Below are 26,171 nucleotides of genomic sequence, written 5' to 3'. Positions count from 1 at the left end.
CGTCAGAGCCGATGACGGCGGGAGCGGTGACATGACGTCCGCTCCCGCCGTTCACCCGTAGACCGGCGGTGGCCCGGGACCTGCCCGCGCGGCGGTCCCGCCCCGCCGATCTTCGAACCTCCAGACTTCGAGAAAGATTCACAGACTCATGGCGAACTACACCGCCGCCGACGTCAAGAAGCTCCGGGAGCTCACCGGCGCCGGCATGATGGACTGCAAGAAGGCGCTGGACGAGGCCGACGGCAACGTCGAGAAGGCCGTCGAGGCGCTCCGCATCAAGGGCCAGAAGGGCGTCGCCAAGCGCGAGGGCCGCTCCGCCGAGAACGGCGCCGTGGTCTCGGTCATCGCCGACGACAACTCCTCCGGTGTCATCGTCGAGCTGAAGTGCGAGACGGACTTCGTCGCCAAGGGCGAGAAGTTCCAGGGCGTCGCCACCGCGATCGCCGAGCACGTCGCCAAGACCTCGCCGGCCGACATCGAGGCCCTGCTCGCCTCCGAGATCGAGCCCGGCAAGACCGTCCAGGCGTTCGTGGACGAGGCCAACGCCAACCTCGGCGAGAAGATCGTCCTGGACCGCTTCGCGCAGTTCGCCGACGGCTACGTGACGGCGTACATGCACCGCACGATGCCCGACCTGCCCCCGCAGATCGGTGTGCTCGTCGAGCTGGACAAGCCGAACGCCGAGATCGCCAAGGGCGTCGCCCAGCACATCGCCGCCTTCGCGCCGAAGTACCTCTCCAAGGAGGACGTGCCGGCCGAGGTCGTCGAGTCCGAGCGCCGCATCGCCGAGGAGACCACCCGCGCCGAGGGCAAGCCCGAGGCCGCGATCGGCAAGATCGTCGAGGGCCGCCTCAACGGCTTCTTCAAGGACGCCACGCTGCTCGGCCAGCCGTACGCGCTCGACAACAAGAAGTCCGTGCAGAAGGTGCTGGACGAGGCCGGTGTCACCCTGAAGCGCTTCTCGCGCATCAAGGTCGGCATCTGAGTCCGCACCGCGACGGGCGCGCGACCCCGATAGGGTCGACAGCAGTCGTTCGGACACGCGTCCACGCACGCGCGCGTGCCGGACGACAGCAGATCTGACGAGGAGGCCATTGCCGCATGGGATGCGAACCACGCCCCACCGGCAATGGCCTTCTTCGTATGTGCAACACGTGAAAGAGGCGGGATTCGACCATGACGACCAAGGCTGAGAAGAGCGACGACGGCAAAGTGCGCGGCCGGTTTCTGCTGAAGCTGTCCGGAGAGGCCTTCTCCGGTGGCGGAGGCCTGGGCGTCGATCCCGACGTGGTGCACGCCATCGCCCGTGAGATCGCGGCCGTCGTACGGGACGGCGCGCAGATCGCGATCGTGATCGGCGGCGGCAACTTCTTCCGCGGAGCCGAGCTCCAGGTGCGCGGCATGGACCGCGCCCGCTCCGACTACATGGGCATGCTCGGCACCGTGATGAACTGCCTGGCCCTCCAGGACTTCCTGGAGAAGGAGGGCGTCGACTGCCGCGTGCAGACCGCCATCACCATGGGCCAGGTCGCCGAGCCCTACATCCCGCTGCGCGCCGTGCGCCACCTGGAGAAGGGCCGCGTGGTCATCTTCGGCGCCGGTATGGGCATGCCGTACTTCTCCACCGACACCACCGCCGCGCAGCGCGCCCTCGAGATCGACGCCGAGGCGCTCCTCATGGGCAAGAACGGTGTCGACGGGGTCTACGACTCCGACCCCAAGACCAACCCCGACGCCGTCAAGTTCGACGCTCTCGGCTACGGCGAGGTCATCACCCGGAACCTCAAGGTCGCCGACGCCACGGCCGTCACCCTCTGCCGTGACAACAACCTGCCGATCGTCGTGTTCGAACTCCTCCAGGAGGGCAACATCGCCCGCGCCGTCAAGGGTGAGAAGATCGGCACGTTGGTGGGCGATCACGCCGGGCACAACTGACCGGGGGATGGACAATGTCCTGCCGGTCGTGAACCGTGCAGGAAGAAGACGCGACGCAGCCGGCCGCCGCCCCGACCGAGGACCGCAGCCGGGCCTACTCAAGACACGCAGGAGCAAGTGGTGATCGAAGAGACCCTCCTCGAGGCCGAGGAGAAGATGGAGAAGGCCGTCGTGGTCGCCAAGGAGGACTTCGCCGCGATCCGCACCGGCCGTGCGCACCCGGCGATGTTCAACAAGATCGTGGCCGACTACTACGGCGCGCCGACGCCGATCAACCAGCTGGCCTCGTTCTCCGTACCCGAGCCGCGCATGGCCGTGGTGACCCCGTTCGACAAGAGCGCCCTGCGCAACATCGAGCAGGCGATCCGTGACTCCGACCTGGGCGTCAACCCGAGCAACGACGGCAACATCATCCGGGTGGTGTTCCCCGAGCTGACCGAGGAGCGCCGGCGCGAGTACATCAAGGTCGCCAAGGGCAAGGGCGAGGACGCGAAGATCTCGATCCGCTCCGTGCGCCGCAAGGCCAAGGAAGCCATCGACAAGCTGATCAAGGACGGCGAGGTCGGCGAGGACGAGGGCCGCCGTGCGGAGAAGGAGCTCGACGACACCACGGCGAAGTACGTCGCCCAGGTGGACGAGCTTCTGAAGCACAAGGAAGCGGAGCTGCTCGAGGTCTGATGAACGACTCTTCCTGGGGGACGCCGCAGACCGGGTACTGGGGGCCGTCCGACCAGGGACCCGGCCGGGGAGCTGTCCCGGCGGGTCCCGCGTACGATGCGCACCAAGCACAGCAGACGCGGCCCATGCCCATCGTGCCTGACGTACCCGAACACGGCGGAGACCAGGATGCGGACCAGGGGGTTGCTCGGCTGAGCGGCCCCCTGTTCCGAGACGAGCCGACGCGGGCCCGCCCCTTGCCGGGGGAGGTGCCGCAGAATCCGGAGCCCATGCCCCACGCCCCGCAGCCGGCCCCCGCACCGCAGAAGAAGAGCGCGGGGCGGGACCTCGGCGCCGCGATAGGCGTCGGCGTCGGACTCGGCGCGGTGATCGTCGCGTCGCTGTTCGTCGTCAAGGCCGTCTTCGTCGGCGTGATCGCGGTCGCCGTCGTGGTGGGCCTGTGGGAGCTGACGACGCGGCTGGACGAGCGCAAGGGGATCAAGGCCCCCCTCGTCCCGCTGGCGCTGGGCGGCGCTGCCATGGTCGTCGCCGGGTACGCCCGGGGCGCGGAGGGCGCGTGGATCGCCATGGCACTGACCACCCTTGCGGTGCTGGTGTGGCGCATGACGGCGCCGCCGGAGGGCTACCTCAAGGACGTCACGGCCGGCGTCTTCGCAACGTTCTACGTCCCCTTCCTGGCGACGTTCGTCGCGATGCTGCTGAAGGCCGAGGACGGCCCGTGGCGCGTGCTGACGTTCCTGGCGCTCACCGTGGTCAGCGACACCGGCGCGTACGCGGTCGGCTGGCGCTTCGGCAAGCGCAAGCTCGCCCCGCGGATCAGCCCCGGCAAGACCCGCGAGGGCCTGCTGGGCGCGGTCGCCTTCTCGATGGCGGCGGGCGCGCTGTGCATGCAGTTCCTGATCGACGACGGTCAGTGGTGGCAGGGCCTGCTGCTCGGTCTCGCGGTCGCCGCGAGCGCCACCCTGGGCGACCTCGGCGAGTCGATGATCAAGCGTGACCTGGGCATCAAGGACATGGGCACCCTGCTCCCCGGCCACGGCGGCATCATGGACCGCCTGGACTCCCTCCTCCCGACGGCGCCGGTGGTGTGGCTGCTGCTGGCGATCTTCGTGGGGGCGGGCTGAGGTTCCGTTCTCCGGCCTTGCAGTGCGGGCCCCTGTCCTTCACCGAGGACGGGGGCCCGTTCGCGTGCCACCTGCCCGACGAGGAACGGAGCGGATGCCCGAGGTGTCCGCAATCCGGCTGTGTTCCGCTCGGCGGGCTGGGTGAGGGCGGCAGGGATGAGCGGAGTGAGCCTGCCGGGCGTCTCCTGTGAATCGGTCATAGGGTTGCTTGTGACGGCGAAACCGATATCTGGGAGGCCGTTATGGGGGCTCTCCGCTTCGTAGTCGAACCAGACGAGGGCACGTCGGTCTGGCTCGCGGGCCTAGGTGTCGACTTCAAGATCTGGGGCGAGGAGACCGGCAACCAGTTCTCGGTCGTCGAGCACCCCATCGAGCCGGGCCGTCTCGTACCGCCGCACGTTCACAGCCGCGAGGACGAGTTCTCGTACGTCCTGCGGGGCAGGGTCGGCGCACGAGTGGGCGACGAGGAGGCCACGGCAGGTCCGGGCTCGTACATCCTCAAGCCGCGAGGAATTCTGCACACCTTCTGGAACGCCGGACCGGAACCGGCGAGGATCCTGGAGATCATCTCGCCCGCGGGCTTCGAGCGGTTCTTCGAGGCGATGGGCACGGTCGGCGAGACGGCCGCAGATCCCGCCGAGTTCCTCCAGCGCCGGGCCGAGCTGGGCGAGCAGTACGGTCTCGGGTTCTCCGACGAGTGGGTCGCCGAACTCACCAGCAGGTACCAGCTCAGGCTTCTCGGTGAGTGACTGGACCAGCTCTCCCACGGGCACTGATCAGACGCGCCCGCGCCATCCACCGGGGAGAGGCTCACCTCGACCGGTCCTGCCACGACGGTTCTCACGATCGTTGGCCTGCCGCATCGTCGATCAGCTCAGGAGGCAGGTGGGCCACCACCAGGCCGATGGCGTCGTCAGCCGTTGCCGCCACTCCGAGACGGGTCCTGTAACCGGACGCGCCCCTGGCCCGCTGGGCCGTCCCTGGGCCGTCCGAGGGCGCTCAAGAGCGGTCGGCGACGACGGCGACGGCAGGTGTGGCATCCGACACCCGCAGGTCACCCATCTGGATCTGCGACACTGGTACAGCCATGCCTAAGCCCGGAGAACTTACATTCGTCGCGCCGCGCGGAGCCAAGAAGCCGCCGCGGCATCTTGCCGATCTCACGCCTGCCGAGCGCAAGGAGGCGGTTGTCGCGGTCGGTGAGAAGCCGTTCCGTGCCAAGCAGCTCTCGCAGCACTACTTCGCGCGGTACGCGCACGATCCGGAGCAGTGGACCGACATCCCCGCCGGTTCGCGCGGCAAGCTGCAGGAAGCGTTGCTTCCCGAGTTGATGACCGTCGTGCGGCATCTGTCGACCGACCAGGGGACGACCCGCAAGACGCTGTGGAAGCTGTTCGACGGGACGCTCGTCGAGTCCGTGCTGATGCGGTACCCCGACCGGGTCACCATGTGCATCAGCTCGCAGGCCGGCTGCGGTATGAACTGTCCGTTCTGTGCGACGGGGCAGGCCGGACTGGACCGGAACCTGTCGACCGCCGAGATCGTGCACCAGATCGTGGACGGCATGCGGGCGCTCCGTGAGGGCGAGGTGCCCGGCGGCCCCGCGCGGCTCAGCAACATCGTGTTCATGGGCATGGGTGAGCCCCTCGCCAACTACAACCGTGTCGTCGGCGCCATCCGTCGTCTCACCGACCCGGAGCCGGACGGGCTCGGGCTGTCGCAGCGGGGGATCACCGTGTCGACGGTGGGCCTCGTACCGGCCATCCACCGCTTCTCCGACGAGGGCTTCAAGTGCAGGCTGGCGATCTCGCTGCACGCCCCCGACGACGAGCTGCGCGACACCCTCGTCCCGGTGAACACCCGGTGGAAGGTGCGCGAGGTGCTCGACGCCGGGTTCGAGTACGCGGCGAAGTCCGGCCGGCGGCTGTCCATCGAGTACGCGCTGATCCGGGACATCAACGACCAGGCGTGGCGCGGTGACCGGCTCGGGCGGATGCTCAAGGGGCGTCCCGTGCACGTCAACCTCATCCCGCTCAACCCGACGCCCGGCTCCAAGTGGACCGCCTCGCGGCCCGAGGACGAGAAGGCGTTCGTCGACGCGATCGCCGCGCACGGTGTGCCGGTCACGATCCGGGACACCCGTGGCCAGGAGATCGACGGGGCGTGTGGTCAGCTCGCCGCCACCGAGCGGTAGTCTGACCGGCGTCAACACATCTGCATATTCCGACAGGGGAGCGCCACAGCGCTGAGAGTGCGGCACCGGCCGCAGACCCTCCGAACCTGGCCCAGGTCATTCTGGGTAGGGAGATCGGTCATCACTCGAGCTGTTGCGCCCTGCCCGGGACCCCGCCCAGGGATCCCGGGCAGGGCCGCGTCTCTTCCTGGTCACCCCAGGAGGAATCAAGTGGGCATCACCAAGAAGGTCACCGTCCTGGCCGTCGGGCTGGGGCTCGTCACGCTGTCCGCCTGCGGATCGTCCGGCGGGGACGACAGCGGCGGCAGTGGCGGAGGCTCCAGGACCGTGACCCTCGTCAGTCACAACTCGTGGGCCGTGTCCGAGGACGTCGCCGCCGCCTTCGAGAAGCAGTCCGGCTACAAGCTCAAGGTCCTCGAGGACGGGGACGCCGGGCAGGCCGTGAACAAGGCGATCCTGACCAAGGACAACCCCCAGGGCGACGTCTTCTTCGGCGTCGACAACACCCTGCTGTCCCGTGCCCTCGACAACGGCCTCTTCCAGCCCTACGAGGCCAAGGGATCCGACCAGGTCCTGCCCGAGTACCGGGTCGACGAGGACAAGCACCGGGTCACCCCCGTCGACACCGGTGACGTCTGCGTCAACTACGACAAGGCGTGGTTCGAGAAGAAGAAGCTGACCCCGCCGAAGACCTTCGACGACCTGGCCGAGCCGGCGTACAAGGACCTCCTCGTCGTCGAGAACGCCGCCACCTCCTCGCCCGGCCTCGGCTTCCTGCTCGGTACCGCCGCCGAGTACGGGGACGACGGGTGGCAGGACTACTGGAAGAAGCTCAAGGACAACGGCGTCAAGGTCGTCGACGGCTGGGAGCAGGCCTACAACGAGGAGTTCTCCGGCTCGGCCGGCGGCAAGAAGGCCAAGGCCGACCGCCCGCTCGTCGTGTCGTACGCCTCCTCGCCGCCCGCCGAGGTGATCTACGCCGACCCGCGGCCCGGCACGGCGCCCACCGGCGTCGCCGAGGGCACCTGCTTCCGGCAGGTCGAGTACGCGGGCCTGCTGAGCAACGCGAAGAACCCCGAGGGCGGCAAGGCGCTGCTGGACTTCATGGCCGGTGAGACCTTCCAGGAGGACATGCCGCTCAACATGTTCGTGTACCCGGTGCGTGAGGGCGCGCAGGTGCCCGAGGAGTTCGTGAAGTTCGGACCGCAGGCGAAGAAGCCGCGCACCATGGACCCGGAGAAGATCGCCGAGAACCGTGACCAGTGGGTCAAGTCGTGGACCTCGCTCGTACTGAAGTGAGTCCGCCCGGGGCGAGCCCGTCCGGAGGGGGTCCGCGCCGCCCCGGACGGTGGCGCCGGAACGCGGCCCGGCTCGGTCTGATGGCCGTGCCGGCCGCGTTCTTCGCCGTGTTCTTCGCCTACCCCGTGGCGGCGATCGTCGCCCGGGGGCTGAAGGCCGACGGCGGCTGGCAGCCCGGACGGATCGCGGACGTGCTCGCCCAGTCCGACCTCCGCCAGGTGCTGTGGTTCACCACCTGGCAGGCACTCCTCTCCACGGCCCTCACCCTGGTGATCGCCCTGCCCGGCGCCTATGTCCTGGCCCGCTTCGACTTCCCCGGCAGACAGGCGCTGCGCGCGGTGATCACCGTGCCGTTCGTGCTGCCGACGGTCGTCGTCGGCAGCGCGTTCATGGCGCTCGTCGGGCGCGGCGGGCTGCTGGACGAGCTGTGGGGTGTACGCCTCGACACCACGGTCTGGGCGATCCTCCTCGCGCACGTCTTCTTCAACTACGCCGTGGTGGTCCGCACCGTGGGCGGGCTGTGGGCGCAGCTCGACCCGCGGCAGGAGGAGGCCGCGCGGATGCTCGGCGCCTCCCGCCTCACCGCCTGGCGCACGGTCACCCTCCCGGCGCTCGCGCCCGCCGTGGCCGCCGCCGCGCTGATGGTCTTCCTCTTCACCTTCACATCGTTCGGCGTGGTGCAGATCCTCGGCGGACCCGCCTTCTCCACCCTGGAGGTGGAGATCTACCGGCAGACCGCCGACCTCTTCGACCTGTCCACGGCCGCCGTCCTCACGCTCGTCCAGTTCGTCGCCGTCGGCGCGATCCTCGCCCTGCACGCCCGGACCGTGCGGCGCCGGGAGACCGCGCTGCGGCTGGTCGACGCCTCGGTGACCGCCCGCCGCCCGCGCGGCGCCGGACAACGGGCGCTGCTCGGCGGGGTCGTCGCCACGGTCGTCGTCCTCCTGCTGCTCCCGCTCGCCGTCCTGGTGCAGCGCTCCTTCGGCGGCGCCGGCCTCGCCTACTACCGGGCGCTGACCGAGGCCGACGGCGGCGTCTTCCTGGTCGCCCCGATCGAGGCGATCGGCAACTCCCTGCGCTACGCCGTCACCGCCACCGTGATCGCCGTGGTGATCGGCGGTCTCGCCGCCGTCGCGCTGACCCGGCGGGACGCGGGACGGCTGGTGCGCGGGTTCGACGCTCTGCTGATGCTGCCCCTCGGGGTGTCCGCGGTCACCGTCGGCTTCGGCTTCCTCATCGCCCTCGACGAACCCCCGCTGGACCTGCGCGCCTCCTGGATCCTGGTGCCGCTCGCGCAGGCGCTGGTCGGCGTCCCCTTCGTCGTACGGACCATGCTGCCGGTGCTGCGTGCGGTGGACGTGCGGCTGCGCGAGGCGGCGTCGGTGCTGGGCGCGTCACCCTGGCGGGCGTGGCGGGAGGTGGACCTGCCGCTGGTGCGGCGGGCGCTGCTGATCGCCGCCGGGTTCGCCTTCGCGGTGTCGCTGGGGGAGTTCGGGGCGACGGTGTTCATCGCGAGGCCGGACAACCCCACCCTGCCGGTGGCCGTGGCGCGGCTGCTGGGACGGCCCGGGGACCTCAACTACGGGCAGGCGATGGCCCTGTCGACGATTCTGATGATCGTGTGCGCCGTGGCTCTGCTGGTGCTGGAGCGGCTGCGGACCGACCGGACGGGGGAGTTCTAGATGCCCACCGACAGCCTGCCGCCCACCGAAAGCCCGATCCCCGCGGACAGCCTGCTGCGCCTCGAGGACGCGACCGTCCGCTTCGGCGGGCGGGCCGCGCTGGACGCCGTCGGCCTCGGTGTCGCCGAGCACGAGATCGTCTGCGTGCTCGGGCCCAGCGGCAGCGGCAAGTCCACGCTGCTGCGCGCGGTCGCCGGACTCCAGCCGCTGGACGCCGGGCGGATCCTGCTCGACGGACGGGACCAGGCGGGCGTGCCGGCGCACAAGCGGGGCGTCGGGCTGATGTTCCAGGACCACCAGCTGTTCCCGCAGCGGGACGTGGGCGGCAACGTGGCCTTCGGCCTGCGCATGCACGGTACGCCGCGGGCCGAACAGACGCGACGTGTACAGGAGTTGCTGGAGCTGGTCGGGCTGCCCGGGGCGTCCGGGCGGGCCGTCGCCGCCCTCTCGGGGGGCGAGCAGCAGCGGGTGGCGCTGGCCCGTGCGCTCGCGCCCAGCCCGCGGCTGCTGATGCTCGACGAGCCGCTCGGCCAGCTCGACCGGTCGCTCAGGGAGCGGCTCGTCGTCGAACTGCGCGAGCTGTTCGGCCGGCTGGGCACCACCGTGCTGGCCGTGACGCACGACCAGGGCGAGGCGTTCGCGCTGGCCGACCGGGTGGTGGTGATGCGCGACGGGCGGATCGCCCAGTCCGGCACACCGCTCGAGGTGTGGCAGCGGCCCGCCGACGCCTTCGTGGCCCGCTTCCTCGGCTTCGAGAACGTCGTCGAGGCGACCGTCGCCGACGGTGTCGCCGTCACCCCCTGGGGCAAGGTGCCGGTGCCGTGGGACGCCCCCGAGGGCACGCGGCCGCTGCTGGTCAGGCCGGCCGGGGTGCGGCTGGTCCCGGCCGGGGACGGGTTGCGCTGCACGGTGACCGCGCGCACCTTCCGCGGCACCCATGTCGCCGTGCGCCTCCGGCCGGAGGACGCGCCCTCGCTGGAGGCGGCCTGCGCGCTCCGGGACGCCCCGGAGGTCGGAGACGTCACCGGCGTGGAGTTCGACGGCGCGGAAATCGCCGTGCTGGGCTGATCGCCGTTGCCTAGGGTGAGCGGCATGACACGACTGGCCCACGCGCGCTACTGCGACGAGATCGCCCATCAGGTCGGTGAGTTGAGGTCGGTGGTGACCTCGGGGACGGACCTGTCCCGTACGGTGCCGACCACGCCCGACTGGTCACTGGAACAGCTCGTACGGCACCTCGGCGGCGCCCTGCGCTGGGTGGCCGTGATGGTGCGGACCGGGGCCGAGAGGGAGACCCCCGAGGAGGAGGGGCCGGGCTTCGAAGGGCCCGAGGCACGCGGGGACGCCGCCGCGCTGGACGCCTGGCTGGCGGAGAGCGGCGATCTGGTCGTCACCGCGCTCCGGGAGGCCGGTCCCGACGCCCGGGTGTGGAGCTGGGCGGGCATCGAGAACGCCGGCTTCTGGGCCCGCCGCATGACGCATGAGGTGACCGTGCACCGCGCGGACGCCACGCTCGCCGCCGGGCTGCCCTACGAGGTCGCGCCCGAGGTGGCCGCCGACGCGGTCGAGGAGTGGCTGGAGATCGTGGAGTGGGCGCAGCGGACGCTGCCCGACGACGAGGTGCACGGGCTGCGCGGACCCCTGCGCACGATCCATCTGCACGCCACCGACACCGCGCCCGACGGAGAAGCGGAGTGGCTGATCAGGCTGGACGAGGAGGGGGTGTCCTGGAGCCGGGGCCACGAGAAGGCCACGGTGGCGCTGCGCGGGCCGCTCACCTGGGTGCTGCTCGCCTTCTACCGCCGCATCCCGCTGGACGATTCCCGCATCGAGGTCCTCGGGGAGCGCGCGGTGCTCGAACACTGGCTGGAGCGCGCCACGTTCGGCTGACGGTCACCTCGACGGCGAGCGGCCCGCCCCCGGTTCGGGGACGGGCCGCAGGCGTTTCCGTGAGGCGTCAGCGCTGGCTGTTCGCCCCGCGGCGGCGCATGCCGAAGAAGACCGCGCCGCCACCGATGGCGACCAGGGCGGCCGCGACACCGGCGATCACGCCGGTGTTGGAGTTGGCGCCGGTCTCGGCGAGGTTGGACTCACCGGCCGGGGAGGGGGCGTTGTCCGACGTGTCCGCCGGGGGAGCGCTCTCGCTCGTGCTCTCCGACGGGGCCGGGGCCGGCTCCTCGCTCTCCTCGGCCGGGGCCGAGGTCTCCTCCGACGGCGTCGGCTCGGGGGACGGGGACTCCTCGTCCTCCTTGCACGGCGTCGACGGCGTCACCAGGTTCGGCTTGATGTCCTCGTCCACGTACGGCTTGGCCGTGACGTGGATGCGGTACTCGGCGTTGGGCTTCCAGTCCTCCTCGAAGGTGATGGTGGTGCCCTCCTTGGAACCCTTGACCACCTGCTCGCCGACCTTCTCGATGTCGGCGCCGTTGTTCTGGAGGAACACGGTCACGGTGGCGGGGACGCCGGCCGGGTCGACGTCGGTGACGGTGATGACGCCCTTGTCACCGTCGCACTTGGCCTCGGCCGAGAACTCGTTGATGTTGCACGCCGCGGCGTTGCCGGCGGCACCGAGCGCGAGCGCGGCGGACGCGGAGACGACACCGAGGGCGCGCACGGAGCGGGTCACGGTACGGCGTGAAACGGACAGAACTGCCACGTTTGTCCTTTACATGATGCGCAAATGCGGGGGGTTGAGGGAGGGGTGATGAAGAATCAGCACTCCCATGAGGCTCCCAGGTCTATAAGCGTCGCATAAGTAGTGTCAACGCATATGCCTACCGGGGACCCGGGCTTTGCCTATTTGTTAACCACCCGCACGTTTACGCGCCCTCGGGACCGCATCGATCCGGCCGCAGCGTCCGAGAACGGTCACCGACCGTGAGCGGAGGGCCAGTTGGGTCGGCGGCAGGACAACAACCCTGCCGCCACCCTACGTTGACCTCAGCCCTCGACGGCCGCCGGGTCCATCCAGACGACCTCCCAGGTGTGGCCGTCGAGGTCGTCGAAGGAGCGGCCGTACATGAAGCCGAGGTCCTGGGTGTCGCCGGCCACGGAGCCGCCCGCCGCCAGCGCCTTCTCCACCAGCTCGTCGACCTTCTCCCGGCTCTCTGCGCTCAGCGCCAGCAGCACCTCGCTGCTCTTGCGGGCGTCCGAGATCTCCTTCTTCGTGAACTGCGCGTACTTCTCCTTCGTCAGCAGCATCGCGATGATCGTGTCGCTGATCACGACGGACGCCGTGGACTCGTCGCTGAACTGCTCGTTGATGGAGTAGCCGAGCGCCGTGTAGAACGTCCGCGACGCGTCGATGTCCTCGACGGGCAGGTTCACGAAGATCATCTGCTGGTACATGACGGGGCCTCTCCCTCTGTGTGTTGCCGTTCGAGGGGGTAGACCCGAGGGCCGCGCGGAACTCATCGCCCTGGAGGAAAGTTCTTTCGGCCGTCTTGGCTCAGCCGCTCAGCGGCCACGCCGACAGCTCGGCCACCGCCACGGTGAGCGGTCCGAACAGGGCGAGCAGCGCGACCGCGCGCAGGGCGGCGGCCCGGCGCAGCGTCCCCGCGGGCGCCCCCAGCCGCCGCAGCGAGGCCGTCGTGTCCGCGTGCGCCTGCTTGGCCTCGACGGCCGCCGTGAGCAGCGTCGCCACCGTGCAGCCGGCCACGAGCAGCACCCCGAGCACCACGAGGGGACCGGCCGACGGGTCGTCCCGGTCGTGCAGCGACGCCATCGCGTACGCGGCCGACATCACCGCGCAGACCACGCCCAGCGGGCGTCCGATCCGCGTCGCCTCCGTCATCAGCACCCGCCCGGCCAGCAGCCGCAGCGCACCCGGCCGCACCGCCTGGAGCAGCCGCCCGCACAGATGGGTGAGTCCGGGGCCGACCAGGGCCAGTCCCAGGGAGGTCAGGGCCAGCCCGAGGAACGCCGCCGGACCGCCCTCGGAGCCGGCACGGCTCGCCGCCGCCTCCACCGCCAGCCCCACCGCGAGCACCGCGACGCCCCAGGGCAGCCCCGACGGGGCCGCGGTCGGCACGGGGGGCGGGACGACGGCCGGGGAACTGCCGGCGGTCTCCTCGGCCGCTTCGGCCCGTGCACCGTCCTGCTCCGGCGAGGGCGCTTCCGCGGCCGTGCGCCGACCACGCGCGGCGGCCCCCAGCTGGCGGCCGAACCGCCCGTACGCGCCGAACGAATCCTGCACCGGTGTGCGCCGGTAGGCGCCGAACCGGCCGTACGCCCGTACGGCCCGGCCCGCGCCCGTCACGGGCTCGCGCGGCCGCAGCGCCGCCGCCACCGCGGCCGACGCGCTCAGCGGCACCAGGGCCAGCAGTGTCAGCGCGGCCGGCAGCGGCAGGGGACGCCCGGCGGCCAGGAACTCCTGCGCGCCCCCGCCGAGAGGCATGCCGGTCAGGTCGCCGCGCAACTGGAGGAAGGCCAGCAGCGCCAGCACCGAACCGAGCACGCAGGACAGGGCCGTGGTCGCGGCGGAGACCGCCATCAGCTTGACCGGGCCGAGCCCGACCGCCGACAGACCGGGCCGTGGCCGGGTGGCCGGATCGGTGCGGGCGACCGCGACCGCGAGATGAACGGTGGCCGCCAGCGGGGCCGTGCACCAGGCCAGCCGCAGTGCGGAGGCGGCGGGGTCGGGGTGGCTCAGGGCGTGGCCGAGGGCGCTCAGCAGCAGGAAACCCGTGCCGGCCGAGGCGCCCGCGACGAGGAGCCGGCGGACCTGGACGGCGGGCTGGGCCCCGAGGCTCAGACGGAGAGCGAGCACGCCGCCCGGCCTTCCGACTCGGCCGGTCCGGAGACCGGGGGGAGGTGCACGGTCCGCACGCACCGCCCGTCGAGCAGCGACACCGTACGGTCGGCGAGCGCCGCGGTCTGCGCCTCGTGCGTCGCGAGGACCACGGTGATGCCGTGCGAGCGGGCCGCCGTGGTGAGCGTGCGCAGCACATGGGCGCGGTCGACGCGGTGCAGCGGCGCGGTCGGCTCGTCGGCGAACAGCACCGAGGGCGCCGGGGCCAGTGCCCGGGCGATGCACACCCGCTGGCGCTCCGCGTGCGTCAGCTCCACGGGGTGCTTGCGGGCCCGGTCGCCCACGTCGAGACGCTCCAGCCACTCCAGGGCCGCGGCCTTGGCGCGGCGGCGCCCGGTGCCGCGCAGCATGAGGGGCAGCGCGGCGTTCTCCCACACGTTCAGCTCCGGCACCAGGACCGGCGCCGGGTCGATCCAGCCGAACCGGTCACGGCGCAGCCGCTCCCTGGCCGCCGGGCCCATGGTGTGCACGGGCACGCTGTTGAACCAGACCTCGCCGTCGTTCGCGGGCACCAGGCCGGACAGGCAGCGCAGCAGGGCCGACTTGCCGCTGCCGCGCGGGCCTGAGACCGCGAGGATCTCGCCCTCCCGGACGCCGAGCGAGACCCCGCTCAGGCCGGGTGAGCCGTCGTCGTGCCGGAAGTGCAGGGCACGCGCCCAGAGCACGTCGTTGTCCGGTGGGGCCACCATGGCGTACACCTCGGTTCGGATCGGAAATGCCGTGCGCTCTTCGGGTAATTCCCCCGTCCGGGGGAACGAAGGGCGGGCCGATCGGTCACTGGGCACGCTAGGCAGGCGGTGGCGGACGGCGGGACAGCACGCGGCCCCGGGCCGCCGTTTCTCACTCGAACGGGCGGCACCGGGGCCGGTGTTGATCATTCAAAGCGACGATCGGTACCTCGGACGGCCTACGGCCGCGATCAGCTCGTCGGCCTACAGCTTGGTCCACGCCTCCGTGAGCGTCGCGCGCAGGATCTGCTCGATCTCGTCGAAGGTCTCCTGGTTCGAGATCAGCGGCGGCGCGAGCTGGATGACCGGGTCGCCGCGGTCGTCGGCACGGCAGTACAGACCGTTCTCGAACAGCTTCTTGGAGAGGAAGCCGTACAGCACGCGCTCGGTCTCGTCGGCGTCGAAGGACTCCTTGGTCGCCTTGTCCTTGACCAGCTCGATGCCGTAGAAGAAGCCGTTGCCGCGGACGTCGCCGACGATCGGAAGGTCGTGCAGCTTCTCCAGGGTGGAGCGGAACGCGCCCTCGTTGTCGAGGACGTGCTGGTTGAGGCCCTCGCGCTCGAACAGGTCGAGGTTGGCGAGGCCGACCGCCGCCGACACCGGGTGACCGCCGAAGGTGTAGCCGTGCAGGAAGGTGTTGTCGCCCCGGTAGAACGGCTCGGCGAGCCGGTCGGAGACGATGCACGCGCCGATCGGCGAGTAGCCGGACGTCATGCCCTTGGCGCAGGTGATCATGTCCGGGACATAGCCGAACTTGTCGCAGGCGAAGGTGGTGCCGAGGCGGCCGAAGGCGCAGATGACCTCGTCGGAGACGAGCAGCACGTCGTACTGGTCGCAGATCTCGCGGACCCGCCGGAAGTAGCCGGGCGGGGGCGGGAAGCAGCCGCCCGCGTTCTGCACGGGCTCCAGGAAGACCGCGGCGACCGTGTCCGGGCCCTCGAAGAGGATCTGCTGCTCGATCTGGTCGGCGGCCCAGCGGCCGAACGCCTCCGGGTCACCGCCGTGGATCGGCGCCCGGTAGATGTTGGTGTTGGGCACCTTGTGCGCGCCCGGCACCAGCGGCTCGAAGGGCGCCTTAAGGGCGGGCAGGCCGGTGATCGACAGGGCGCCCTGCGGGGTGCCGTGGTACGCGACCGCGCGGGAGATGACCTTGTACTTGGTCGGCTTGCCGGTCAGCTTGAAGTACTGCTTGGCGAGCTTCCACGCGGTCTCCACCGCCTCGCCGCCGCCGGTGGTGAAGAAGACCTTGTTGAGGTCGCCGGGGGCCTCGTGCGCCAGCCGCTCCGCGAGCTCGACGGCCGCGGGGTGGGCGTAGGACCAGACCGGGAAGAACGCCAGCTCCTGCGCCTGCTTGGCGGCCGTCTCGGCGAGTTCCTGGCGGCCGTGGCCGGCCTGCACCACGAACAGGCCCGCCAGACCGTCGAGGTAGCGCTTGCCCTTGTCGTCGTAGATGTGGGTGCCCTCACCGCGGACGATGGTGGGGACGGGCGCGTTCTCGTACGACGACATGCGGGTGAAGTGCATCCACAGGTGGTCGTACGCGGACTTGCTGAGGTCCTTGGGGGTGTCGGTGCTCACGGTTATCGGGTTCCCCACATGTAGGTCTGCTTCTTGAGCTTGAGGTAGACGAAACTCTCGGTCGAACGCACACCGGGCACGGCGCGGATGCGCTTGTTGATGACCTCCAGCAGGTGGTCGTCGTCCTCGCAGACGATCTCGACCATCAGGTCGAAGGAGCCGGCGGTCATCACCACGTACTCGCATTCGGCCATCTCGGCCAGCGCGTCGGCGACGGCCTCCACGTCGCCCTCGACGTTGACGCCGACCATCGCCTGCCGGCGGAAGCCCACGGTGAGCGGGTCCGTGACGGCGACGATCTGCATCACGCCCTGGTCGAGCAGCTTCTGCACCCGCTGGCGCACGGCCGCCTCGGACAGGCCCACGGCCTTGCCGATGGCGGCGTACGGCCGGCGGCCGTCCTGCTGGAGCTGCTCGATGATGGCGAGGGAGACGGCGTCCAACTGCGGTCCGCCGCCGTTCTTGGACTCGCGGGAGTCCTTGGGGTCTGCGCTTCGACTGGCCACGAGGTCACTGTGCACGACGTATCGACAGTTTTGCAAGGCTCGATCGATGAAATCCGTTGTTAACGAAGCTCGCGCTTGCGGATTTCGCAGATGTGAGGGGATCGGGGGTGTTGAAAACGTCAGCCGTCCGTCTAGGGTGGGTGTCTCAGAGGTTGGACACCTCTACCCGTACACACCCGACACCCCGGGCACCCACGAGAAACATCAGGAGGGCCTGCAGTGAGCACCGAGCTGCGTCGTCTGCGCAACTACATCGGCGGTGAGTTCCGGGACGCCGCCGACGGACGGACCACCGAGGTGGTCAACCCCGCGACCGGCGAGGCGTACGCGACGGCTCCGCTGTCCGGTGCCGCGGACGTCGACGCCGCGATGGCGGCCGCCGCCGAGGCCTTCCCCGGCTGGCGCGACACCACCCCGGCCGAGCGCCAGAGGGCGCTGCTGAAGATCGCGGACGCCTTCGAGGAGCGCGCCGAGGAACTGATCGCCGCCGAGGTGGAGAACACGGGCAAGCCCACCGGGCTGACCCGCACCGAGGAGATCCCGCCGATGGTGGACCAGATCCGCTTCTTCGCGGGCGCGGCGCGGATGCTCGAGGGCAAGGGCGCCGGCGAGTACATGGAGGGCCTGACCTCCTTCGTGCGCCGTGAGCCGGTCGGCGTCTGCGCCCAGGTCGCGCCCTGGAACTACCCGATGATGATGGCCGTGTGGAAGTTCGCCCCGGCCATCGCCGCGGGCAACACGGTCGTCCTCAAGCCCTCGGACACCACTCCCGCCTCCACCGTCCTCATCGCCGAGATCCTCGGCTCGGTCCTCCCCAAGGGCGTCTTCAACGTCGTCTGCGGCGACCGTGAGACCGGCCGGCTGATGGTCGAGCACCCGACCCCGGCGATGGCCTCCATCACCGGCTCGGTGCGCGCGGGCATGGCGGTCGCCGAGTCGGCGTCCAAGGACCTCAAGCGGGTCCACCTGGAGCTGGGCGGCAAGGCCCCGGTCGTGGTCTTCGAGGACGTCGACATCGCCAAGGCCGTGGCGGGCATCTCCGAGGCGGGCTACTTCAACGCCGGCCAGGACTGCACGGCCGCCACGCGCGTGCTGGTGCACGAGTCCGTGCACGACGAGTTCGTCCAGGCGCTCGCCAAGGCCGCCTCCGACATCAGGACGGGCATGCCTGACGACGAGGACGTCCTCTACGGCCCGCTCAACAACCCCAACCAGCTCGAGCAGGTCGAGGGCTTCATCGAGCGGCTGCCCGCCCACGCGCGCGTCGAGGCCGGCGGCAAGCGGGTCGGCGACAAGGGCTACTTCTACGCGCCGACCGTGGTCTCGGGCCTCAAGCAGGACGACGAGATCATCCAGAAGGAGGTCTTCGGACCGGTCATCACCGTCCAGTCCTTCACGGACGAGGACCAGGCCGTCGAGTACGCCAACGGCGTGGAGTACGCGCTGGCGTCGTCGGTGTGGACCAAGGACCACGCCCGCGCGATGCGGATGTCGAAGAAGCTGGACTTCGGCTGCGTGTGGATCAACACCCACATCCCGCTGGTCGCGGAGATGCCGCACGGCGGCTTCAAGAAGTCGGGCTACGGCAAGGACCTGTCGGCCTACGGCTTCGACGACTACACGCGGATCAAGCACGTGATGACGTCGCTGGAGGACTAGCGGACGGAGCGTTCGGCCCCGGACCGGTGCAGCGCACCGTCCGGGGCCGACGCGTTTCCGGAGGGCGCACCCGGATTACTTTTTGAACATGTTCAACTCCAGGCGTACGCTCCTGCCATGAGCGACAGAGCCGCCCTGCTCAAGGGCATTCGCGTGTGGCTGGTGTTCTTCGTCGTCTGCCTGGTGCTCAGCGGGGTCACGGCCTTCCCGCTGGTGCACGAACTGCGCTGGACCGAGGAGGCGTTGCGGTCCCTCGGGGCGCCCGAGCGCCTGCCCGGCCTCATGGAGTGGATCGAACGCGTCCGGGACGGGCTCGACACCGCCGACGCCGACCACCCCTTCCTGCTCTACGGCACCGACTGGCTGGCCTTCGCCCACCTCGTCATCGCCGTCGCCTTCCTGGGCCCCTACCGGGACCCCGTACGCAACATCTGGGTCGTGGAGTCCGGCCTGATCGCCTGCGCCGGCGTCATCCCGCTCGCCCTGGTCTGCGGGCCGATACGCGGCATCCCTTTCTGGTGGAGCGTCGTCGACATGGCGTTCGGGGTGTTCGGCGCCGTCCCGCTGTACGTCGTCAGGGCGAGGACCAAGCGGCTGGAGGCGCTCACGGAGGCGGCCGTTCCGGGGGGCGTCGCCGCCCCCGCCCAGTAGGTTGGGCCCATGAGCGGTGAACGGGTGGGCGCGGCCGTCACCTGGGGGCTCCTGGGCGCCTGGGTCGTCCACGATCTCGAGGAACTGGCCACCGTGCCGGGCCGGCTGCGGCGCAACGTGCCCCGGCTGCGGAAGCGGTTTCCGCAGGTGCCGGAGAGGGTGTGGCGGCGGGCCGAGACCCTGGGCGCGGCCGAGTTCGCCACCGCCGTAGGAGTGATGGGGGTCGTCGTCGGGACGGCGTCGGCCGCCGGGCGACTCACGGGAGGACGGTCCGGTCTCTACCAGTCCTCGCTGACCGGCTTCGGACTGCACGGCGTGATGCACATGGCCCAGGCGGCGGCCGTACGCGGCTGCACCCCCGGATCGGTCACGTCACCGCTGGTCGTCCTGCCGTTCACGCTGTGGGCCCGGGGCCGGCTGCGGAAGGCCGGGGTGCTGCGTCCCCCGCGGCCGCGTGACGCGGTGGCCGGAACGGCGGCCGCCGCCGCGGCCACGGTCGCCTCGCACGTCGTGGCGCGCCGGCTGCTCGGTGCGGCGCGCCGGACCTCATGACGTCAGGCGGTCGCGCAGCGCGCACAGGACGTCGATGCGGTTGGTGGTGATCGAGTCCACGCCCGCGGCCAGCAGGCGGCGCATCGAGCGGCGGGTGTCCGGGGTCCACACGGACAGCAGGCAGCCGTCGCGGTGGACGCGGTCCGCGAGGGCCCGGTCCACCAGGCTGAAGCGGTAGTTGAGCCAGCGCGGCCGGACCGCCTCCAGGAGTCCGGCGCGCGGCGGGGCGTGGGAGGTGTGGGTGAGCGCGATCTCCGCGTCCGGGTCCACGGCCCGCACGGCCAGCATGGCGGGGGCGCCCGCGCAGTAGTACACGCGGTCCTGGGCGCCCTGTTCGCGGACGACCTCCACGATCCGGCGCACGGCGCGCTCGCCCGGGGCGCCGGGCAGGTCGATCATCACCCTGCTGCCCTCGGTCGCCGCCAGCGCGTCGGTGAGGGCGGGCACCCCGCCGTCCGTCACCTCGCGCACCTCGTCCCAGGTGAGGGACGCGAGGGGACGGTCGTGGTCCCACAGACGTCCGAGCGTCGCGTCGTGCAGCAGCACCGGGACGCCGTCCCGGGTCAGCCGTACGTCGATCTCGACCGCGTCCGCGCCCCGCCCGATCGCGGAGCGCAGGGACGGGACGGTGTTCTCCCGGACGCGGTAGGGGTCGCCGCGGTGGGCCACGGCGGTCACGTTCTGCATGGTGCCCTTCGCGGGATGGTCAGGAGGCGAGCCAGGAGGCGGTGTACGAGTCGATCTCGGCGGTGATCCGCGCCTTGCCGGCCGGGTCGAGGAAGGACGCCTCGACCGCGTTCTTCGCCAGGTCGGCGAGGCCCCGCTCGTCGAGGTCCAGCAGACGCGCGGCGACCGCGTACTCGTTGGCGAGGTCGGTGCCGAACATCGGCGGGTCGTCGGAGTTGATCGTCACCAGCACCCCGGCCCGGGCGAACTCCTTGATCGGGTGCTCGTCGAGGGTGGCGACCGCGCGGGTGGCGATGTTGGACGTCGGGCACACCTCCAGCGGGATGCGCCGCTCGGCGAGGTGCTGCAGCAGCTTCGGGTCCTGCGCGGCGCTCGTGCCGTGGCCGATGCGCTCGGCGCCCAGCTCGTTCAGCGCGTCCCAGATCGTCTCCGGTCCCGTGGTCTCGCCCGCGTGCGGCACCGAGCGCAGCCCGGCGGCGATCGCGCGGTCGAAGTACGGCTTGAACTGCGGGCGTGGCACGCCGATCTCGGGGCCGCCCAGGCCGAAGGAGACCAGGCCCTCCGGGCGCAGCCGGTCGTCGGTGGCGAGCCGCGTGGTCTCCTCGGCGGCCTCGAGACCGGCCTCGCCCGGGATGTCGAAGCACCAGCGCAGCACGGTGCCCAGCTCGCTCTCGGCCGCCTTGCGGGCGTCCTCGATCGCGTCCATGAAGGCACGCTCGTCGATCCCGCGGCGGGTCGAGGAGAACGGGGTGATGGTCAGTTCGGCGTACCGCACCTGCTGCCGGGCCAGCTCGCGGGCCACTTCGTACGTCAGCAGCCGCACGTCCTCGGGGGTGCGGATCAGGTCGACGACGGACAGGTACACCTCGATGAAGTGCGCGAAGTCCGTGAAGGTGAAGTAGTCGGCGAGGGCCTCGGGGTCGGTGGGGACCTTCGAGTCGGGGTGGCGGGCGGCCAGTTCCGACACGATGCGGGGGGAGGCGGAGCCGACGTGGTGCACGTGCAGTTCCGCCTTGGGCAGTCCGGCGATGAAGGCGTGCAGGTCACGGACCTGTCCGGCGGTGGCCGCGGTGTCGTGGCGGTCGGTCAAGGTTCCTCCCCGGGAACGGCGTCCCGGTCCGGGTCGCGGCGGGACGCGGTGATCGGCTGATCGGTGGTGCGGGGATCATCGTAGGCCCGGCGTACGCGCGAGGGACGTGGGCCGTAGCATGACGGTTCGTCCGAGGAAGGGGTCGCAGCGCATGTCCGACGACGCACCGGCACCGGGGGCAGGGGACCGCACGGGGGACGGAACGGCTCCGGCGGGTTCGTCCACCCCTGACGTGTGGCCAGCACCGGCCGACGGCGGGGCGCCGCACGTGGCTCCCCTGGACGGCTCGCTGGTGGACGCGCGGACCACGGAGACGGGGCGCGCGACACCCCCGCCGCGGGACGCGGAGGCGCCCGCGGCCGATCCCTGGGCGCTGCCCGGCGACCGCGCGCCGGCCTCCGGCGGTCCGGGTGAGACCGTGGTGGCGGGGGAGACCGCGCCGTGGTCGCCGCCCACCGTGCACGACCGGTCGGCTTCCGGGACGTCCGGTGCGTCCGCCGTGCACGACCAGCAGACGGTGACGTCCTTCCCGGCGGCCTCCGACGTGACGCCGCCCGCGCCCGCGTACGGCGGTGCGTGGGCGGGGCCCTCGGGGGCGACGGCGCCCGTGCCGCAGCCCGCCGTCGGACCGGCGGCTGCCGACCCCTTCGCGCCTCCGGCCGCGGGTGCGGCCGTGCCGCCGCCGCCCATCGGGCCGGAGGGGCCGGGGCAGGTCCCCTACGGCTACCCGCACGCGGGGTACCCGGGTGGTGCGCCCGCCCAGGGGTACTCCGGCTGGGGCGGTGTCCCGCCCCTGCCGAGCAACGGCATGGGTGTCGCGTCTCTGGTGCTGGGGATCATCGCGGCGGCCGCGTTCTGCTTGTGGCCGGTGGCCATCGTGCTGGGCGTCCTCGCGGTGATCTTCGGTGCGATCGGGCGCGGCAAGGCGAATCGAGGCGAGGCGACGAACGGGGGGCAGGCTCTGGCGGGGGTCATCTGCGGGGCGGTGGGGGGTGCGTTGGCGCTTGCGTTCGGCGTGATCGTGCTGGTCAGCTGAGCTCGAGGGGCTTCTCCGGACGGGGGTTCACCTCCGAGGCCCGGAGGCGTGCCGTCCGCCGTTGACGGTCCCGGCGGTGACCGGGTGCCGCCTGCGCCCACCCTCCCCCACTCTCGGCTTCGCTCGAGCGGGAGGTACCCCCATCGCCCCAGCGGCACGACTGCCCGCAGCCGGCGTTCTTCGGGGGCGCGGGGAACTGCGCGACCAGCTCCGGACAGCCCGCACCCGGCGTCGAAGAGGTGCCGTCGGACTGCCCGCCGGCAGCGGCGGCGTACGCCGCGCCCCCGTCCCGCGCCCCGGGGCTACCCGGCAGTCCCCGCTTCCGCCCGCGCCGTCTCCCGCAACCGCCTCCGCGCCTCCATCAGCGCGAAGCCCAGCAGGTTCGGTCCGCGCCAGCGGTTCGGGTCGTTCGCCGCCTCCGCGTCGGCCGCCAGGCCTATGCCCCAGACCCGGTCGACGGGGCTGGCCTCGACGAGGACCCGGTCGCCGGTGTTCAGGAGGAAGGACCGCAGCTCACCGTGAGCCGCGAACTTGTGCACGCTGCCCTCCACCACGATCCCGAACCGCTCCCGCCGCCAGATCTCCTCGTCGAAGCCCCGGACCAGGCGTCCCGCCTTCTTCGCCTCCGAGGGATGCCCCGCGGCCAGTACGCGCCGCTCACCCTCCGTGTCGTCGAAGAGGCGGGCCTTGGCCGCCATCATCCAGTGCTCGGCGGTCGCGTACTCCACGCCGTCGACGGTGAACGGGGACGGCCACCACTGGCTCAGGCAGCTCGCCCCCACGCGCCCGTCGGGCAGCGGCCGGTGGCCCCAGAAGTGCAGGTACTTCACCCGCTCCCCGGCCCGCACCGCTTCGATCAGCGCCTCCCGGGACGCCACCGTTCGTACGGTCCCGTCCACGCTCATCACCCCCCATGCCGATCCCTGCGCAGAGCAGTCTCGCAGGCACCACTGACATTCCGTCCTGCCTTTTCCGTTGCCACTCGACACCTGGTCGACAGATTCCGTCGCGTAACCAAATGGCAACAACGGAATCACTTGTTGGAGTGCCTCCGCTCTGTCAGGATCGGCACTCAAATCGAGCTCAAGCCACGCCGCCCCCCTCGGGGACACGGAGGAGAGCGACATGCACAAACCCGGCTCCACCCCGCAGGACCGCTTCCCGGCCGCCGAACGGTTCGCGGACGGCGCGCAGTTCATCGCGGGCCGCCTGACGAAGGGCGCTTCGGGACGCACCCACGCGGTGGTCGACCCGGCCACCGGCGAGGAGGTGTACACCTACGACCTCGCCGGCGCCGACGACGTCGACGCGGCCGTCGCCGCCGCGCGGGAGGCGTTCCCCGCCTGGGCGGCCGCCACCCCCGGCGAGCGCTCCGACGCCCTGCACCGGTTCGCGGCCGTGGTCGCCGAGCGGGCGGAGGACTTCGCCCGCGCCGAGTCCCTGCAGTGCGGCAAGCCCCTGAAGCTGAGCCGCGAGTTCGACGTGCCCGGCACGATCGACAACATCACCTTCTTCGCCGGCGCCGCCCGCCACCTCGCGGGCCGGTCGGCCGGCGAGTACTCGGGCGACCACACCTCCTACGTCCGGCGCGAGCCCATCGGCGTCGTCGGCTCCATCGCCCCCTGGAACTACCCGCTGCAGATGGCCGCGTGGAAGATCCTCCCGGCGATCGCGGCGGGCAACACCGTCGTGCTGAAGCCCGCCGAGCTCACCCCCCTGACCTCGCTGCTGTTCGCGCAGGCCGCCACCGACGCCGGCATCCCGGACGGCGTGATCAACATCGTCACCGGCACCGGCAAGGAGGCGGGTGAGCACCTGGTCGGCCACCCCGACGTGGCCATGACCTCCTTCACCGGCTCCACCGCGGTCGGCAAGCGCGTCGCGGAGATCGCCACCGCCACCGTCAAGCGCCTCCACCTGGAGCTGGGCGGCAAGGCCCCCTTCCTGGTCTTCGACGACGCCGACCTCGACGCGGCCGTCAACGGCGCCGTCGCGGGCGCCCTCATCAACACCGGCCAGGACTGCACCGCCGCCACGCGCGCGTACGTGCAGCGCCCCCTGTACGACGCGTTCGTCGAGCGCACCGCCGCGCTGATGGAGACCGTCCGGCTCGGCGACCCCTTCGCCCCCGGCACCGACCTCGGCCCGCTCGTCTCCCACGCCCAGCGCGACCGGGTGGCCGGTTTCGTCGAACGCGCGCGTGCCTACGCGCGCGTGGTGACCGGCGGTGAGACACCTCTGGGCGATTTGGCACGGGGCGCGTACTATCGCCCCACGCTGATCGCCGACGCCGCACAGGACAGCGAGGTCGTGCAGTCGGAGATCTTCGGACCGGTGCTGGTCGTCCTGCCCTTCGACACCGACGACGAGGGCATCGCACTCGCCAACGACACCCCGTACGGCCTCGCCGCCTCCGCCTGGAGCCGGGACGTGTACCGCACGGGCCGGGCCACCCGCGAGATCAAGGCGGGGTGCGTGTGGATCAACGACCACATCCCGATCATCAGCGAGATGCCGCACGGCGGCTACAAGGCGTCCGGCTTCGGCAAGGACATGTCCGCGTACTCCTTCGAGGAGTACACCCAGATCAAACACGTCATGTTCGACAACACCGCGGTGGTCCGCAAGGACTGGCACCGCACCGTCTTCGGGGACCGATAGCAGCCAGGCCGCCCGACCCGCGGCCACTTCCCGAAAGGGCACCACGCGCATGGAGCAGTACGAGCCCGACCGCCTCTCGCCGGCCCAGGAGGCCGCGATACGGCGCAGTTTCCGCAACGGCAGGGCGGCCCTCACCCGCCGCTCCCTGCTGCGCGCCTCAGCGGGCGGCGCCCTCGCGGTCGGCGGCCTGGGCGCGCTGAGCGCCTGCGGCATCCCCGCGGCCGGGAACACAGAGGGCGGCGTCTCCGCGGAGGACCACTCGGCCAAGGAGAAGACCGTGAGCTTCTCCAACTGGACCGAGTACATGGACATCGACGAGAGCGGCCGCCGGCACCCCACGCTGGACGCGTTCACGCAACGCACCGGCATCAAGGTCAAGTACACCGAGGACATCAACGACAACACCGAGTTCTTCGGGAAGATCAAGCCGCAGCTGGCCGCGGGCCAGGACACCGGCCGCGACATCATCGTCCTCACCGACTGGCTGGCCGCCCGCCTGATCCGCCTCGGCTGGGTGCAGAAGCTGGACGCCTCCAACCTGCCGCATGCCTTCGCCAACGTGGCCTCGTCGTACCGCACCCCCGACTGGGACCCGGGCCGCGCCTACTCGTACCCCTGGCAGGGCATCGCGACCGTCATCGCGTACAACAGGAAGGCGCTCGACGGGGTCGAGGTGAAGACCTTGTCCGACCTGCTGGACAACCCGAAGCTCAAGGGCCGGGTCGGGCTGCTCACCGAGATGCGCGACACCATGGGCATGGCGCTGCTCGACATGGACAAGGACCCGCGGTCCTTCAGCGCCGACGACTACGACGCGGCCCTCGCCCGGCTGCAGAAGTCCGTCGACAAGGGCCAGATCCGCAGGTTCACCGGCAACGACTACACCTCGGACCTCACCAAGGGCGACCTCGCCGCGTGCGTCGCGTGGGCCGGTGACGTCGTCCAGCTCCAGGCCGACAACCCGGACATCGGCTTCGTCATCCCGGACAGCGGCTACATGCTCTCCAGCGACAACATGCTGATCCCCAACAAGGCCCGGCACAAGACGAACGCCGAGCGCCTCATCGACTACTACTTCGAGCCGCAGCCGGCCGCCCAGCTCGCCGCCTACATCAACTTCGTCTGTCCGGTCGACGGGGTGAAGGAGGAGCTCGCGAAGCTCGACGAGGACGCGGCGAACAACCCGCTGATCCTCCCCGACAAGGCCATGCAGGCCAAGTCCCGTGCCTTCCGCTCGTTGAGCTCCGAGGAAGAGACGGCATTCGAAGGCAAGTTCGCGAAGCTCACTGGGGCGTGACGAG

General features: G+C 71.2%; 24 protein-coding genes, 1 pseudogene and 1 riboswitch. Of the genes and pseudogenes, 16 read left to right on the top strand and 9 right to left on the bottom strand.

The annotated features are described in order from the left end of the window. Positions 1-148 precede the first annotated feature (148 nt). The 10 genes from tsf (at position 149) to ELQ39_RS08170 (ending at position 10,802) form a co-directional block, all read left to right on the top strand. Complete coding sequence (gene tsf / locus ELQ39_RS08215) at positions 149-985, top strand: translation elongation factor Ts (protein ID WP_190005367.1); 837 nt, start codon at positions 149-151, stop codon at positions 983-985. Between the two features lie 191 nt (positions 986-1,176). Further along, positions 1,177-1,935 carry a UMP kinase gene (gene pyrH, locus ELQ39_RS08210; RefSeq protein ID WP_190005368.1) on the top strand — a complete coding sequence of 253 codons (759 nt, stop codon included), beginning with the start codon at positions 1,177-1,179 and terminating at the stop codon, positions 1,933-1,935. Positions 1,936-2,055: 120 nt separating this feature from the next. Continuing rightward, on the top strand, positions 2,056-2,613 hold the full coding sequence (frr, locus tag ELQ39_RS08205; protein WP_006136598.1) for a ribosome recycling factor: 558 nt from the start codon (positions 2,056-2,058) through the stop codon (positions 2,611-2,613). Then, positions 2,613-3,737: a phosphatidate cytidylyltransferase gene (locus ELQ39_RS08200; RefSeq protein ID WP_242591526.1), complete on the top strand. Its 1,125-nt coding sequence runs from the start codon at positions 2,613-2,615 to the stop codon at positions 3,735-3,737. The genes frr and ELQ39_RS08200 overlap by 1 nt, the downstream gene beginning before the upstream one ends. A 242-nt stretch (positions 3,738-3,979) precedes the next feature. Beyond that, positions 3,980-4,486 carry a cupin domain-containing protein gene (locus ELQ39_RS08195; RefSeq protein WP_242591525.1) on the top strand — a complete coding sequence of 169 codons (507 nt, stop codon included), beginning with the start codon at positions 3,980-3,982 and terminating at the stop codon, positions 4,484-4,486. A 338-nt stretch (positions 4,487-4,824) separates the two neighbouring features. Then, positions 4,825-5,931 carry a 23S rRNA (adenine(2503)-C(2))-methyltransferase RlmN gene (gene rlmN, locus ELQ39_RS08190; protein ID WP_225627638.1) on the top strand — a complete coding sequence of 369 codons (1,107 nt, stop codon included), beginning with the start codon at positions 4,825-4,827 and terminating at the stop codon, positions 5,929-5,931. Positions 5,932-5,955: 24 nt separating this feature from the next. Further along, positions 5,956-6,061: riboswitch (TPP riboswitch) on the top strand. An 80-nt stretch (positions 6,062-6,141) separates the two neighbouring features. Further along, a complete protein-coding gene (locus tag ELQ39_RS08185; RefSeq protein WP_242591524.1) occupies positions 6,142-7,230 on the top strand; it encodes a thiamine ABC transporter substrate-binding protein in 1,089 nt (362 codons plus the stop codon). Further along, a complete protein-coding gene (locus ELQ39_RS08180) occupies positions 7,206-8,912 on the top strand; it encodes an ABC transporter permease (RefSeq protein ID WP_391669025.1) in 1,707 nt (568 codons plus the stop codon). Before ELQ39_RS08185 ends, ELQ39_RS08180 begins: the two co-directional genes overlap by 25 nt. Next, positions 8,913-9,980 carry an ABC transporter ATP-binding protein gene (locus tag ELQ39_RS08175; protein ID WP_242591522.1) on the top strand — a complete coding sequence of 356 codons (1,068 nt, stop codon included), beginning with the start codon at positions 8,913-8,915 and terminating at the stop codon, positions 9,978-9,980. It abuts the gene before it with no gap. Positions 9,981-10,004: 24 nt separating this feature from the next. Then, positions 10,005-10,802, top strand: a complete 798-nt coding sequence (locus ELQ39_RS08170; RefSeq protein WP_242591521.1) for a maleylpyruvate isomerase family mycothiol-dependent enzyme — start codon at positions 10,005-10,007, stop codon at positions 10,800-10,802. A 67-nt stretch (positions 10,803-10,869) separates the two neighbouring features. Here the strand turns inward: ELQ39_RS08170 and ELQ39_RS08165 are convergent, their stop codons facing one another. From ELQ39_RS08165 to ELQ39_RS08140, 6 genes are all read right to left on the bottom strand, one after another. Then, positions 10,870-11,538 carry an LAETG motif-containing sortase-dependent surface protein gene (locus tag ELQ39_RS08165; RefSeq protein WP_190005377.1) on the bottom strand — a complete coding sequence of 223 codons (669 nt, stop codon included), beginning with the start codon at positions 11,536-11,538 and terminating at the stop codon, positions 10,870-10,872. A 314-nt stretch (positions 11,539-11,852) separates the two neighbouring features. Next, positions 11,853-12,260 carry a VOC family protein gene (locus ELQ39_RS08160; protein ID WP_190005378.1) on the bottom strand — a complete coding sequence of 136 codons (408 nt, stop codon included), beginning with the start codon at positions 12,258-12,260 and terminating at the stop codon, positions 11,853-11,855. Positions 12,261-12,360: 100 nt separating this feature from the next. Then, complete coding sequence (locus ELQ39_RS08155; RefSeq protein WP_242591520.1) at positions 12,361-13,680, bottom strand: hypothetical protein; 1,320 nt, start codon at positions 13,678-13,680, stop codon at positions 12,361-12,363. Next, a complete protein-coding gene (locus ELQ39_RS08150) occupies positions 13,662-14,411 on the bottom strand; it encodes an ABC transporter ATP-binding protein (RefSeq protein WP_242591519.1) in 750 nt (249 codons plus the stop codon). Before ELQ39_RS08150 ends, ELQ39_RS08155 begins: the two co-directional genes overlap by 19 nt. A 243-nt stretch (positions 14,412-14,654) precedes the next feature. Further along, complete coding sequence (locus tag ELQ39_RS08145; RefSeq protein WP_190005381.1) at positions 14,655-16,028, bottom strand: aspartate aminotransferase family protein; 1,374 nt, start codon at positions 16,026-16,028, stop codon at positions 14,655-14,657. A gap of 2 nt (positions 16,029-16,030) precedes the next feature. Further along, positions 16,031-16,549 carry an Lrp/AsnC family transcriptional regulator gene (locus tag ELQ39_RS08140; protein WP_190005382.1) on the bottom strand — a complete coding sequence of 173 codons (519 nt, stop codon included), beginning with the start codon at positions 16,547-16,549 and terminating at the stop codon, positions 16,031-16,033. A 204-nt stretch (positions 16,550-16,753) separates the two neighbouring features. Between ELQ39_RS08140 and ELQ39_RS08135 the strand changes: the two genes are divergently transcribed. The 3 genes from ELQ39_RS08135 (at position 16,754) to ELQ39_RS08125 (ending at position 19,396) form a co-directional block, all read left to right on the top strand. Then, positions 16,754-18,193, top strand: coding sequence for a gamma-aminobutyraldehyde dehydrogenase (locus ELQ39_RS08135; RefSeq protein WP_190005383.1), 1,440 nt, complete (start codon positions 16,754-16,756; stop codon positions 18,191-18,193). Between the two features lie 117 nt (positions 18,194-18,310). Then, on the top strand, positions 18,311-18,844 hold the full coding sequence (locus tag ELQ39_RS08130; protein ID WP_242591518.1) for a hypothetical protein: 534 nt from the start codon (positions 18,311-18,313) through the stop codon (positions 18,842-18,844). Positions 18,845-18,853: 9 nt separating this feature from the next. After that, complete coding sequence (locus ELQ39_RS08125; RefSeq protein ID WP_242591517.1) at positions 18,854-19,396, top strand: HXXEE domain-containing protein; 543 nt, start codon at positions 18,854-18,856, stop codon at positions 19,394-19,396. On the opposite strand, the gene ELQ39_RS08120 is transcribed toward ELQ39_RS08125, so the two are convergent. After that, positions 19,391-20,083, bottom strand: coding sequence for a glycerophosphodiester phosphodiesterase (locus tag ELQ39_RS08120; protein WP_242591516.1), 693 nt, complete (start codon positions 20,081-20,083; stop codon positions 19,391-19,393). The two genes, ELQ39_RS08125 and ELQ39_RS08120, sit on opposite strands and share 6 nt — an antisense overlap. 19 nt (positions 20,084-20,102) lie before the next feature. Beyond that, positions 20,103-21,226 (bottom strand): annotated as a pseudogene (locus ELQ39_RS08115) (adenosine deaminase). A gap of 215 nt (positions 21,227-21,441) precedes the next feature. Here ELQ39_RS08115 and ELQ39_RS08110 point away from each other — a divergent pair. After that, entirely contained in the window at positions 21,442-22,209 is a 768-nt protein-coding gene (locus ELQ39_RS08110) for a DUF4190 domain-containing protein (protein ID WP_242591514.1), read from the top strand. A gap of 302 nt (positions 22,210-22,511) precedes the next feature. On the opposite strand, the gene ELQ39_RS08105 is transcribed toward ELQ39_RS08110, so the two are convergent. Continuing rightward, entirely contained in the window at positions 22,512-23,114 is a 603-nt protein-coding gene (locus tag ELQ39_RS08105; RefSeq protein WP_242591513.1) for an NADAR family protein, read from the bottom strand. 220 nt (positions 23,115-23,334) lie between these two features. On the opposite strand from ELQ39_RS08105, the gene ELQ39_RS08100 reads away from it, so the two are divergent. After that, the gene (locus ELQ39_RS08100) at positions 23,335-24,870 is read left to right on the top strand and encodes a gamma-aminobutyraldehyde dehydrogenase (RefSeq protein ID WP_242591512.1); all 1,536 of its coding nucleotides are present in this window, start codon (positions 23,335-23,337) and stop codon (positions 24,868-24,870) included. A gap of 49 nt (positions 24,871-24,919) precedes the next feature. After that, positions 24,920-26,167: a polyamine ABC transporter substrate-binding protein gene (locus ELQ39_RS08095; protein ID WP_242591511.1), complete on the top strand. Its 1,248-nt coding sequence runs from the start codon at positions 24,920-24,922 to the stop codon at positions 26,165-26,167. Positions 26,168-26,171 lie beyond the last annotated feature (4 nt).

It is taken from the genome of Streptomyces sp. GB4-14 (assembly GCF_022696125.1).
GTDB lineage: Bacteria > Actinomycetota > Actinomycetes > Streptomycetales > Streptomycetaceae > Streptomyces > Streptomyces werraensis.
Note: the sequence above shows the minus strand (reverse complement) of the source record. Positions and strands in the feature narration are given on the sequence as shown.

Coding starts and splice junctions, on each gene's coding strand:
- tsf (WP_190005367.1), top strand. CDS start 149: ATGGCGAACTACACCGCCGCCGACGTCAAGAAGCTCCGGGAGCTCACC.
- pyrH (WP_190005368.1), top strand. CDS start 1,177: ATGACGACCAAGGCTGAGAAGAGCGACGACGGCAAAGTGCGCGGCCGG.
- ELQ39_RS08200 (WP_242591526.1), top strand. CDS start 2,613: ATGAACGACTCTTCCTGGGGGACGCCGCAGACCGGGTACTGGGGGCCG.
- ELQ39_RS08195 (WP_242591525.1), top strand. CDS start 3,980: ATGGGGGCTCTCCGCTTCGTAGTCGAACCAGACGAGGGCACGTCGGTC.
- rlmN (WP_225627638.1), top strand. CDS start 4,825: ATGCCTAAGCCCGGAGAACTTACATTCGTCGCGCCGCGCGGAGCCAAG.
- ELQ39_RS08175 (WP_242591522.1), top strand. CDS start 8,913: ATGCCCACCGACAGCCTGCCGCCCACCGAAAGCCCGATCCCCGCGGAC.
- ELQ39_RS08170 (WP_242591521.1), top strand. CDS start 10,005: ATGACACGACTGGCCCACGCGCGCTACTGCGACGAGATCGCCCATCAG.
- ELQ39_RS08160 (WP_190005378.1), bottom strand. CDS start 12,260: ATGTACCAGCAGATGATCTTCGTGAACCTGCCCGTCGAGGACATCGAC.
- ELQ39_RS08150 (WP_242591519.1), bottom strand. CDS start 14,411: ATGGTGGCCCCACCGGACAACGACGTGCTCTGGGCGCGTGCCCTGCAC.
- ELQ39_RS08130 (WP_242591518.1), top strand. CDS start 18,311: ATGAGCGACAGAGCCGCCCTGCTCAAGGGCATTCGCGTGTGGCTGGTG.
- ELQ39_RS08125 (WP_242591517.1), top strand. CDS start 18,854: ATGAGCGGTGAACGGGTGGGCGCGGCCGTCACCTGGGGGCTCCTGGGC.
- ELQ39_RS08120 (WP_242591516.1), bottom strand. CDS start 20,083: ATGCAGAACGTGACCGCCGTGGCCCACCGCGGCGACCCCTACCGCGTC.
- ELQ39_RS08105 (WP_242591513.1), bottom strand. CDS start 23,114: ATGAGCGTGGACGGGACCGTACGAACGGTGGCGTCCCGGGAGGCGCTG.
- ELQ39_RS08100 (WP_242591512.1), top strand. CDS start 23,335: ATGCACAAACCCGGCTCCACCCCGCAGGACCGCTTCCCGGCCGCCGAA.
- ELQ39_RS08095 (WP_242591511.1), top strand. CDS start 24,920: ATGGAGCAGTACGAGCCCGACCGCCTCTCGCCGGCCCAGGAGGCCGCG.